Annotated in this window: 9 protein-coding genes and 1 pseudogene; 8 read left to right on the top strand and 2 right to left on the bottom strand. The window is 48.3% G+C overall.

The genetic code is table 11. From position 1 onward, the window contains the following. The coding region (locus tag ACJMLT_RS06735) for a stalk domain-containing protein (RefSeq protein ID WP_405728449.1) at window positions 1-879 on the top strand (879 nt) is incomplete at its 5' end. A gap of 111 nt (window positions 880-990) precedes the next feature. Here the strand turns inward: ACJMLT_RS06735 and ACJMLT_RS06730 are convergent. Continuing rightward, entirely contained in the window at window positions 991-2,106 is a 1,116-nt protein-coding gene (locus tag ACJMLT_RS06730; RefSeq protein ID WP_405728446.1) for an alanine racemase, read from the bottom strand. A 219-nt stretch (window positions 2,107-2,325) separates the two neighbouring features. Between ACJMLT_RS06730 and ACJMLT_RS06725 the strand changes: the two genes are divergently transcribed. The 6 genes from ACJMLT_RS06725 (at window position 2,326) to ACJMLT_RS06700 (ending at window position 9,105) form a co-directional block, all read left to right on the top strand. Beyond that, window positions 2,326-3,135 (top strand): MBL fold metallo-hydrolase, encoded by an 810-nt coding sequence (locus ACJMLT_RS06725; RefSeq protein ID WP_405728443.1) that lies wholly within the window; start codon window positions 2,326-2,328, stop codon window positions 3,133-3,135. Window positions 3,136-3,283: 148 nt separating this feature from the next. Continuing rightward, window positions 3,284-5,710 (top strand): S-layer homology domain-containing protein, encoded by a 2,427-nt coding sequence (locus ACJMLT_RS06720; RefSeq protein ID WP_405728440.1) that lies wholly within the window; start codon window positions 3,284-3,286, stop codon window positions 5,708-5,710. Between the two features lie 172 nt (window positions 5,711-5,882). After that, window positions 5,883-6,698: an amino acid ABC transporter substrate-binding protein gene (locus ACJMLT_RS06715; protein WP_405728438.1), complete on the top strand. Its 816-nt coding sequence runs from the start codon at window positions 5,883-5,885 to the stop codon at window positions 6,696-6,698. A 145-nt stretch (window positions 6,699-6,843) separates the two neighbouring features. Next, complete coding sequence (locus ACJMLT_RS06710; RefSeq protein WP_405728435.1) at window positions 6,844-7,494, top strand: amino acid ABC transporter permease; 651 nt, start codon at window positions 6,844-6,846, stop codon at window positions 7,492-7,494. A gap of 17 nt (window positions 7,495-7,511) precedes the next feature. Then, the gene (locus ACJMLT_RS06705) at window positions 7,512-8,276 is read left to right on the top strand and encodes an amino acid ABC transporter ATP-binding protein (protein WP_405728432.1); all 765 of its coding nucleotides are present in this window, start codon (window positions 7,512-7,514) and stop codon (window positions 8,274-8,276) included. 13 nt (window positions 8,277-8,289) lie between these two features. Further along, a complete protein-coding gene (locus tag ACJMLT_RS06700; RefSeq protein ID WP_405728429.1) occupies window positions 8,290-9,105 on the top strand; it encodes a hypothetical protein in 816 nt (271 codons plus the stop codon). A 455-nt stretch (window positions 9,106-9,560) separates the two neighbouring features. Here ACJMLT_RS06700 and ACJMLT_RS06695 read toward each other — a convergent pair. Next, a pseudogene (locus ACJMLT_RS06695) lies at window positions 9,561-10,019 on the bottom strand (collagen-like protein); the annotation flags it as partial. 256 nt (window positions 10,020-10,275) lie between these two features. Between ACJMLT_RS06695 and ACJMLT_RS06690 the strand changes: the two are divergent. Next, the coding region (locus ACJMLT_RS06690) for an HAD hydrolase family protein (protein ID WP_405728427.1) at window positions 10,276-11,399 on the top strand (1,124 nt) is incomplete at its 3' end.

Genomic DNA, 11,399 nt, shown 5'->3' with positions numbered 1-11,399 from the left:
AAGAATCTGACAAAAGTAATGGCAATGGGTATGGTAATGACAATTCTGGCGGGTACAACAGCATTCGCGAATGAACCCATGCTGATTGCCGCAAATCCCAATGCAGATAAAACAATCGAAGAAGTAATCGCAGAAGCGGAGGCATCTATGTATCTGACACAGGAAGGCACAGTAGCAGGCGTGGAAGCATCCGAAACAGAAGGCGTTTCCATCGTAACAATGGATAACGAACAGGGTGGCCTGCGTTTCGCAGTAGCATCCAACACGATCATTGTAAACAGAGAAGATGGTTCCTATATGACAGCAGATCAGCTGACAGAAGGCATGGCAGTTTCCGTCGTATACGACATGAACAGCCCTATGGGCATGAGCCTGCCTCCCTTCCTGGGCAATGTAACAGCAGTTGTTGCAAATGCTGACGCTGGTGCGTTCACAGTTGGCAAATTCGATAACGAACTGACAGACATGAAAAACATGCTGAAACTGAATATCGATAACGCAACAACATCCATCCAGAACATGCAGGGTTCCAGAATCAGACTGACAGATGCGGACGTAAAAGGTCAGGATGCACTGGTATTCTATGATATGATGACAATGAGCCTGCCTGCACAGACAAACCCTTCCTTCGTGCTGATTCTGGGCGAACAGAAAGCCCCCGCAGTTTCCGTTCCTTTGAGAGAAACAGCAGAAGCAAATGGTTTTTCCGTAAAATGGCAGGGGAAAGCAAAACCCATCCTGCTGGAAAAAGATGGTGTTTCCATGGAACTGATGCTGGATGATGCTACATTCACAGTAAACGGCGTATCTGACGAAGCAGCTTTCGCAACAGAACTGAAAGACGGTGTGATGTTCGTTTCCAGTGAAATCTTTGAATAATTAAAATAAACATTAAAAAAGGTGTTCCGAAAGGAACACCTTTTTTGCGTATAGGATTCCAAAGGGGTTACCCCTTTGGTGGGAGTTTGAGGGTGAAACCCTCAAGAATAATTAGAATTTTTTATGGCAGTTGCCTCTGTAGTCAACTTCGATGGAATCTACCACTTCGTCCCCGCGTACGCATGTGTACCAGCTTGTGTTGTTTGCGGAGGAGCAGGAATGGTTGGGAATGATTTCTACTTTGTCGCCCACTTTCAGGTCGCAGGGGTCGCCGTTCAGGCATTTTACTTTTGCCACTTCTTCAGACAGACCAACGATAGTCAGTTCGGGATGACCTACGACATAGCCGAAACCTGTGATCGCGGAGTTGCCGTGAGCACCCTGATCCAGACCCAGGCATTTTGCACCTGCGTCGAACAGGTAGAAACCTTCGTGAGGGTTGGAGATTACAGTTGCCAGAATACGCATTGCACAGTCTTTTTCTTCTGCAACGCCCAGTGCCATCTGGATGTTATCCAGGAATGTGTAGTTGCCGGGGTGAGATACGGTTGTTTTACCGTTTTCTACGACATATTTGAATGTAGGTGTGGAACCGGAAGTAACCATTTCACAAGGGAAGCCTGCTTCAGCCAGTGCATCAGCAGCAGCCTGCATGGTTTCGATTTCCAGTTTTGCGATTTCTACAACGCCTTCATAATCTGTGCAGCCGTAAACCTGACCGGGATGTGTGGAAATACCGCGGAATTTCAGGTTTTTCATAGGTGCCAGTGCTTTTGCGAAGGGAACCACATCTTCTACGGGCATACCGAAACGGTGGAAGTTCATGTCAACGATGATGGTATAGGAAACCACGATCCCTGCTTCCGCAGCAGCAGCGTTCAGCATTTCTGCAGCCGCAACTGTGTCCAGACGGATGATGATATCTGTGTCTTTTGCCATTTTCAGGATTCTCTGAATGTTTACGGGATTTGCTACGGGGTAAGCATACATGATGTGTTTTGCACCCAGCGCGTGAACCATTTCGCATTCATCGATGGTGCCGCACAGGAAACCTGTTGCACCGGCGTCCATCTGCATTTTTGCTACTGTGGAAGATTTATGTGTTTTGATCATAGGCCAGTTTTCTTTGTCGTGTTTGTCACACAGAGCCTGATAGGAATTGATATTGTTTTCGAACGCATCCATATCCAGCAGGATCGCGGGTGTGATGATTTCATGTTTTTTCATGGGGATTCCCTCCTTAAAAGTAAGAAATAGAAAGACATATTTACTTTCATACATAACACAAAAAAAGCCTGTCTGTCAATCGGCAGAATCACGATTGCAAAGGGGATTTTTCTATGTTATGGTGAAGAAAAGACTGAAACCATCGGAGAAAAAATGACGATATGAAAATAAAATAAATTTTAGTAATATTTCGAAAATGCAGTGTGGGGAGAGGGAAAAATGAAACTGAAGATATTGATGGATAACCATACAGAAATTGATGTTTACTATCTGGGAGAACCTGCCGTTTCCTACTGGATCGAAACAGAAGGCAAAGCCTTCCTTTTTGATGCAGGCTATTCCGATGCATTCCTGAAAAATGCAGAGACTATGGGGATCGATGTGACTAAGGCAGAGGCTGTCCTTCTTTCCCATTCTCATAATGACCATACGGGTGGACTGAAACCTTTGCTGGGACTGGATTTTGCCAAAAAGCCTGTTCTGATCGCCCATCCCGATGCTCTGCTGCCCCATGACTGGAACGGCATGGATATCGGCAGCCCTGTTTCTCGGGAAGAACTGTCGGAAAAATTTACATTGCAGCTGGGAAAAGAACCCGTCTGGCTGACGGAAAAACTGGTCTGGCTGGGGGAGATCCCTCATACCGTAGATTTTGAGCCTGCCTATGCTATCGGCACCGTGGAAAAAGACGGCAAACAGCAGACGGACTATATCATGGATGATACGGCACTGGCATTTGTGGGAGAACAGGGCCTTTCCATCATCACCGGCTGTTCCCATGCGGGCATCTGCAATATCATCGCATACGCCAAAAAACTGACGGGTGTGGAAAAGGTGCAGAGTGTTCTGGGGGGCTTCCATCTGTTCCATGTAGATGAACGGGCAAAGGCGACCATTTCCTATTTAAAAGAAGAAAATATTCCCGAACTTTATCCCTGTCACTGCACTTCTTTTGCCGTAAGGGCAGCTTTGCACGGAGCGTGTCCCGTGAAAGAAGTTGCTGTGGGAACGGAACTGGAATGGAAATGATTTCGTCTAAGAAGGAGAAAATTGCATAAAAAAGAGGATTTTTCCGGGAAAAGGAGAAATATTAAGGAAATCGAAAGAAAAATTTTCTTGATTTTATGATACAATCATATTGTGAGAGAATAACACCTTGCTGAAGGGGGTAAAGCATATGAAAAAAATCATTACAGTTGCAACGGCGGCCAGCCTGATCCTGGGGAGCATGGCTGTACCTGCCTATGGGGCGACCTTTGCGGATATCAATACAGTGACCTGGTCCGGTTTTAAGCCTTTTCTGGAAGAAGCGGCAGAACTGGGGCTGATGAGCGGTTATAACGAAAACGGCAAGAAATACTGTAAGCCCAGAAATAACGTAACTTACTGCGAAACCGTACAGCTGATGTATTCCATTATGAAGGTTTACAGCGGCAGAGATGTCAGTGATACCACAGTGACAAAATGGAAACCTGTCATCAGTGCGTACAACATTCCCGACTGGGCCTATAAGGCAACAGCCTATGCTCTGGAAAATCAGATCCTGACTACGACAGACCTGAATAAACTGCAGGGGAATGCCAACAAGATCAATACAAAGGCGGCAAACCGAGAAGACGTGGGCGTGATTTTCGGCAAAGCACTGGATACGGTCAGCGGTTATGATACAAAATCCGGCGCGGCGCTGGGCTATGCAGATAAAAACTCTGTTTCTTCTGCGGCTGTGCCTTACCTGGAACTGCTGTACAGAGCGAATCTGATGGTAGGGGATTCTGATAATAAGTTCAATCCTAAGGCAAACATCACCCGTGCGGAAATGGCAGTTCTTTCCGTAAAAACATATAACAAACTGACAGAAACAGGTACAGACGTCATTGTTTCCGAAAAAGAAAGCGTGACAGCAGGTACTGTTACAGCCGCCAGCCTGATGCAGAACGGGGATCTGTTTATCACTGTGAAAACCAATGCAGGCACAAACCTGAGCCTGTTTGGTACAAAGGGCGATGTGAAACCCAAATATAACGGAGAAACCATTGATTTTGCAGATGTGGGCGAAGGCGATACCGTAAAAGTGACCTACAGCGGCACTACACTGACTGCCCTGGAAGTGGTTTATTCCAAGGCCGGCATCGGGAAAGCGGAAAATAATCAGACCACAGAAGAAACCTTTGAACTGGTGGATATCAATGATTCCAAGGTAACAGTAAAAGATGGCTCCAAAGAGAAGAAGTTTTATCTGGATAAAGACGTGGAAGTCAAACTGGACGGCAAAAAATCCAGTATCAGCAAACTGGAAAAGGCTCTGGAAGATGCCAATTATGACGTTACACTGACTTTGGATGCAGAAGAATATGTGCTGGAGATCGAAGCGGTGCTGAATGATAATAACCCTACAGAAGGTACTGTGGAAGATGTGGATGATGACGAAATCGTTATCAAGGTAGGTTCCAAGGAATATACCTACCCTCTGGCGAAGGATGTAGAGATCGAATATGACGGCAAGACCGTGAAATTCAGCAAATTCGAAAAGGATTATGATGAATGTAATTATTATGTTTCTCTGGAACTGAATAAAGATGGGGAAGTAGAAGAGATCCTCATCGAATCCATGGAAGATGAATACAACGGTACGCTGACTTCTATCGGTACCAAAAAGATCAAATTCGAAGCCGGCGGAGAGGAATATGAATATCCCCTGGCGGAAGACGTGGATGTAAAGATCGACGGCAAGAAGAGCACACTGGATAAGCTGAGAAGCAGTTTCCGTGATGATAAAAAAGCCTATACGGTTACCGTTGATCTGGACAGAGATGACGACGTAACAGAGATCCTTGCAGTTTCCAAATACAGCCATAATAACGAAGGGGATCTGGAAGACATCGACGAGGATGAAATCGTGATCATGGTCGATGATAAGAAATACACCTACGATCTGGCGGAAGATGTGGATGTAGAAATCGATGGCAAGGATCGTGATGTAGAAGATCTGATGGACAATATCGGCGCATATCGCTTCGAAGTGAAACTGGAATTCGACAAGGACGGCGATGTTTCCAAGATCGAAGCAACCCTGAAAGAAGCCAGCGAAGGGGAACTGAAAGATATCGTGGAATCCGCAAACCGCATTTCCATCAGAGCGGCAGGGCTGAGTCTGGATCTGACGCTGGCAAGCAGTGTGGATGTGACACTGGACGGCGAAGAAGTGACGCTGACAGAGCTGAATAACCAGATCGACTATGCCTTCGGGGATTCCCGCATCTATGTGGAACTGGGCTATAACAGCAGCGGCAAGGTAGATGAGATCGTTGCCCACTGGGAAGATGTGGTCGGCGAACTGACAGACGTCAACGAAGACGACGATGAAATCACTGTAAAAGTAAGCGGCAAGAAAGAAACCTACGAACTGGGCCGCAGTGTGGAATTTGTATATAAACTGGGCGCGTCTGTAGACGAAGACGACTATAAGAGCCTTTCCAGATACGACGATGATCTGGATGGTCTGATGGACTTCTGGGATGACTGCGAAAAAGCAAAAGATGACTGCACAGTGGCACTGACACTGGAAAAGAGCAAAGTGGTTCGTATCAAAGCAATTGCGGAATAAAAAAGGAAAGACCTCGGCAATCTGTCGGGGTCTTTGTTTGTTTTGCACAAAAAACAGGGTGAAAGTTGTGTATTATTTTGCTTTACTTTAGCATGGTAGCGTGATAATATAATGAAGAACCGAGGGAGACCTCGAAGAACTGATTTTAAGAATACAAAAGGGGAGATACATTATGAAAAAATTTTTCGCACTGTTATTAACAATGGCTATGAGCGTGTCCGTACTGGCGGGCTGCGGCGGTTCCGAAGCGGAAGCACCCGCGGATGATGCAGCAGAAAGAACAACATTTACAGTTGGTTTTGACGCAGAATACCCTCCTTACGGCTATAGAACAGAAGACGGCGACTACGCTGGTTTCGACCTGGATCTGGCTGCAGAAGTTTGCGCAAGAAACGGTTGGGAACTGGTAAAACAGCCCATCGACTGGAACGCAAAAGATATGGAACTGAACTCCGGTGCCATCGACTGTATCTGGAACGGTTTCACAATGAACGGCAGAGAAGATTCCTATCTGTTCTCTGAACCCTACGTTGACAACTCCATCGTTTATGTAGTAAGAGCAGACGACACAATCCAGACAGAAGCTGATCTGGCAGGCAAATATGTCATCACACAGGCTGGTTCCTCCGCTCTGACAGCACTGCAGGATGAATCCAAAGCAGACGTAGTTGCTACTTTTGCAGCACTGGATGAAATCGCTGATTACAACACAGCATTTATGAATCTGGAAGCAGGTACAAACGATGCCATCGCAGTAGATATCGGCGTTGCTCAGTATCAGCTGCAGACAAAAGCAGATAAATTCAGAATGCTGGAAGAACCTCTGTCCACAGAACAGTATGCGATCGGTTTCAGACTGGACGATCAGGAACTGAGAGACACAGTACAGGCAACTCTGGACGAAATGGTGGCAGACGGCACATTTGCAGAAATCGCTGCAAACTACGCTGATTACAACCTGGACAAAATGGTTTGCCTGGGCAAATAATTCAGAAATCAAATAACGATAATATAACAGGTAAGACGGCAGGAAATCCCTGCCGCCTTTTCCTGCGTTTAAGGAAACATTGAAAAAGTATCTTGAAACATCCCCTTATTGAAAGATATTTGTAAAAAAAGAAAGGAATCATACTATGAATATTACTGTTGTTATGCAGCAGCTGGTAGGCGGTATGGGTGCATCCCTGCTGATCTTCGTGCTGACACTGCTGTTCTCTATGCCTCTGGGTCTGGCTGTTGCCTTTGGCCGTATGTCCAAGTTCAAACCTCTGCAGGCAATTGTAAAAGTATTTATCGCCATCCTGCGCGGTACACCTCTGATGCTGCAGCTGCTGGTGGTGTTCTTTGGCCCTTACTATGTATTTGGCCTGACATTGCCCAGAAGCTATCGCTTCATTGCCGTGATCGTTGGTTTTGCCATCAACTATGCGGCATACTTTGCGGAAATCTACCGTTCCGGGATCGAATCTATCCCCAAAGGTCAGTATGAAGCGGCATCTGTACTGGGCTACAACAAACAGCAGACATTCTTCAAAATTATTTTCCCTCAGATGGTAAAACGTGTGCTGCCTCCCGTGACAAATGAAGTCATCACACTGGTAAAAGATACCTCTCTGGCATTCGTTCTGACTTACGAAGAAATGTTTACCGTGGCAAAACAGATCGCAGCGGCACAGACAACCATCATGCCTCTGTTCGTTGCAGGTGTGTTCTATTTCGTATTCAACGCTGTGGTGGCCTTTGCGATGGAACGCATTGAAAAGAAACTGAGCTATTATCGCTGAGAAAGGAGGGCTTCGAAATGAAAAAAGTATTGGAAATCAATCATTGTAATAAAAGCTTCGGTGATAACGAAGTGCTGAAGGATATTTCCCTGTCTGTTTCCGAAGGGCAGGTCGTATCCATCATCGGGCCTTCCGGCTCCGGTAAATCCACACTGCTGCGCTGCGCTACCCTGCTGGAAACCATGGACGGCGGTGACCTCATTTATCTGGGTGACTATGCGGCAAAAGCAGATGCAGAAGGCAAAGCGGTTTACGGCGACAAAGAAGTGCTGCAGGGCGTGAAGAAACATTTTGGTCTGGTGTTCCAGAACTTCAATCTGTTCCCTCACTACTCTGTTATGAAAAATATCACAGAACCTCCCATCCTCATTGGCAAACGGGATAAGGATGAAGTTTACGCAGAAGCAAGAGAACTGCTGAAAAAAATGGGTCTGGCAGACAAAGAAGATGCATACCCCTGCGAACTGTCCGGCGGTCAGCAGCAGCGTGTATCCATTGCCCGTGCGCTGGCGATGAAGCCTGCCATCCTGTTCTTTGACGAACCTACATCTGCCCTTGACCCCGAACTGACAGGGGAGATCCTGAAAGTCATCAAGGATCTGGCGGCAGAACATATGACCATGGTTATCGTTACCCACGAAATGTCCTTTGCCCGTGACGTATCCGATCATATCATCTTCATGGACGGCGGCGTGATTGTGGAAGAAGGCGACCCTAAAGAACTGATCAATAACCCCAAACAGGAACGTACCAAAGCCTTCCTGAGCCGTTTCCAGCAGTAAAGGAAGTGGTTGGATGGAACTGAAATTCATCAAAGCCAGCCCGACGGAAAATATGACGCTGCTCATCGAAAGCCCTGTGCCCAGAGAGAAACATCTGGAAGTGGCGGAAAAACTCATTGCCTATGGCAGTGTTTATGCGGAGCAGGCAGGCTATATTGAAGAACCCCAAGATCCTCGGGCGGAAAAACGTCTGCAGATGATGGCGGGGGAATTCTGCGGTAACGCATCCCTTTCTCTGGCGGCGGCGCTGGCGGAGGAAAAAGATCTTTCCGTTGGGGAAGAAACGGAGATCGTTCTGGAGGTTTCCGGGGCAGACCGTCTGGTAAACTGTCACCTCAGAAAAGAAGAAAAAGGCTTTTTCGGGAAAGTGGCCATGCCTCTGCCCAAAGCCATTGAATATAAAAAATTTCTGCTGGAAGGCGAAACTTACGAATTGCCTGTAGTGGTGTTTGAAGGCATCAGCCATATTATCGTGCCGGCATCCCTCTGGGGGGCAGAGGGCGTAAGAAAAGCGGAACTGGCGGCGAAAGAGTGGGCAGGAGAAATGCCTGCGGCTTTCGGTATCCTGCTTTTCGAGGAAGAAAAGGGCGAATGTCAGCCTCTGGTTTCCGTGCAGGGGGTGACCCTCATCTGGGAAAGGGGCTGTGGCAGCGGCACATCTGCAGTCGGTGCGTATCTGGCCATGAAAGCAGGAAAATCTCTTTCCGTCAGCCTGAAACAGCCCGGCGGTGTTATGGGTGCAGAGGTTTCTGTGGAAAATGGAAAAATTACATCCCTTCAGATCACAGGAAAGGTTTCCATCGTGGCAAAGGGAACCGCATATCTTTAAGAAAGAAAAGCGAGCATTTCTGCTCGCTCTTTTTTTTGCCTTTAATTCAGTTTCTGAATGGTAATGACAGTGTCGCTGTAAGTGCCATTGGTATCTTCTGCCACCAATGTGATGGTTGCGGGTGCGTTGGTCAGTGTGATGACCGCTCTGCCGGAAAGGGTCTGTTCATCGGCAGCGGCACCGATGGAAACGGAAGAACGGGAAGCGGGGATGGGATCTCCGTTGATTTCCAGCCGCAGGGCTACGGTGAAGGTAGGGCTTGCGCTGGAGGCAACTACGGTGTTGTACTCGATCTCATAGATGCCGTTTTCTGTCAGGATAAATTCTGCGGTGCCTGCTGCGTGAGAAATGGCAGTTCCTGCCTGGGCCTGTGTGATGGCAAAGGTCAGCGGTGCGCCTGCAGCGGCGGGTACCTGCTGATCCACATTGGCAGAACTGTTCAGATTCAGAGGAACCGTAGCGCCGGTTGCCCCGGTAGCGCCTGTTGCGCCCGTAGCCCCCGTAGCCCCTGTCGCTCCTGTTGCCCCGGTAGCGCCAATGGGACCAATTTCGCCTGCAGCACCTGTAGCCCCCGTAGCGCCCGTTGCACCGGTAGGGCCGGCAGGGCCAATAGGGCCAATTTCACCCGTTGCGCCCGTTGCACCGGTAGGACCAACAGGACCGATGGGACCGGTTACGCCGGTTGCACCCATGGGACCTTCTGCCCCCGTTGCACCTGTTGCGCCGGCAGGGCCTGCAGGACCGGTGACACCAGTTGCGCCCGTTGCCCCGGGATTTCCCTGAGGGCCGAAAGGGCCGGTTACGCCCGTAGCCCCAGTCGCGCCTGTAGGGCCGGGATAGCCCATGAAGCCTCTGGGACCCATGGGGCCTGTGGGACCGGTCGCGCCTGTTGCGCCGGTTGCCCCGGTCGCGCCTGTCAGTACGCAACAGCGTGTCCAACAGCAGTTTGGATTTTCATTGTGATGACAATTTCTGTCGGGATAGCCGTAAGGATATTGATTCATAAACATACCTCCTGTTTGTTTTTTTAGAAGCAGGCCTGTTTCTTCTTTCATACTATGGGGCATACTGTTTTTTGTGCAGGAATTCCGTCGGAATCCTTGACAGGGGGATTTCCTTTCCCCTATACTTTCCACAGAAACAGAAATGAACGGAAGGGAGGAACAAAGCATGACGACCCATTTGCCGAGAGTCGGTATGCGTCTGATCAAAACATCGCTGGCGGTTCTGGGCTGCTTTGTCATCCATTTTCTGCGGGATGAGCAGGGGGTTCCTGTGTTTGCCACCATTGCGGCGCTGATGTGTATGCAGACGCAGGTGGAAAACAGTATCCAGTCTGCCTTTAATCGAATTATCGGAACGGGTATTGGTGCGATTTTTGCACTGCCGGTCGTTTTTTTGATGCATGAGACCCCCTGGGAGGTTCGCATTCTGCGCTATGCGCTGATCGCGGCAGCATTGATCCCCGTGATGTATATGACGGTGGTGCTGAAAAGAAGAGGGGCTGCGGACATTGCAGGGATGGTACTTCTGAGTGTCTGCCTTTCCAATGCAGGTCAGCCGCCGTATATGGATGCCATCAACCGTTCTGTGGAAACCATCATCGGGATTCTGGTTTCTCTGGCGGTCAACAGCATGCATCTGCCGAGAAAACGGAGTCGGGACTGCCTGTTTGTAACGGGCTTTGACGGCGCCCTTTATGATGAAAAAGAGGGGATCACGCCCTATGTTCGCTTTGAACTGAATCAGCTCATCCGTGACGGGATGCCCTTTACCATTGCAACGGAACGTACCCCTGCTTCTCTGGTTTCCGACCTGAAAAATGTGGAACTGCAGCTGCCTGTCATCGCCATGGACGGGGCGGTGCTCTATGATGTGAAGGATAAACGCTACCGTGCCACCAATGGACTGGACAGAGAACTGGCGGATGCCATCTGTGCCCATGCGGACAAAAAAGGCTATCATTATTTCCGCAATGTTGTGTGGGAAAATGTGCTGCTGATTTATTATAACGATTTCAAGGATTTTAAGAATGAAGCGGAAAAACAGACCTATCTTTCCAACCGCCGCTCGCCTTATCGAAATTATGTCAATGGCGAAGTGCCGGAAAACGGGATCGTTGTTTATATTCTGCTGGTGCTGAAAGATGCGGAGGCCGATGCGCTGGAGGCAGAACTGCAGGCAATGGACACAAAACAGGAACTGCTTTTTCTGCGGGATAAATCGGAAACCCCCGAAGACTATTGTCATCTGAAGATCTATCATAAAAATGCCACCAAGGAATATATGCTGCA

Origin of the sequence: Anaerotignum sp., from assembly GCF_045122575.1 — a bacterium.
Lineage (GTDB): Bacteria > Bacillota > Clostridia > Lachnospirales > Anaerotignaceae > Anaerotignum_A.
The sequence above is the reverse complement of the archived record's forward strand: the minus strand, read 5'-3'. Positions and strand labels throughout refer to the sequence as shown.

Excerpts from the sequence above, each read along its gene's own strand:
- ACJMLT_RS06700 (WP_405728429.1), top strand. The coding sequence starts at position 8,290 with ATGGAACTGAAATTCATCAAAGCCAGCCCGACGGAAAATATGACGCTG.
- ACJMLT_RS06730 (WP_405728446.1), bottom strand. The coding sequence starts at position 2,106 with ATGAAAAAACATGAAATCATCACACCCGCGATCCTGCTGGATATGGAT.
- ACJMLT_RS06710 (WP_405728435.1), top strand. The coding sequence starts at position 6,844 with ATGAATATTACTGTTGTTATGCAGCAGCTGGTAGGCGGTATGGGTGCA.
- ACJMLT_RS06705 (WP_405728432.1), top strand. The coding sequence starts at position 7,512 with ATGAAAAAAGTATTGGAAATCAATCATTGTAATAAAAGCTTCGGTGAT.
- ACJMLT_RS06720 (WP_405728440.1), top strand. The coding sequence starts at position 3,284 with ATGAAAAAAATCATTACAGTTGCAACGGCGGCCAGCCTGATCCTGGGG.
- ACJMLT_RS06715 (WP_405728438.1), top strand. The coding sequence starts at position 5,883 with ATGAAAAAATTTTTCGCACTGTTATTAACAATGGCTATGAGCGTGTCC.
- ACJMLT_RS06725 (WP_405728443.1), top strand. The coding sequence starts at position 2,326 with ATGAAACTGAAGATATTGATGGATAACCATACAGAAATTGATGTTTAC.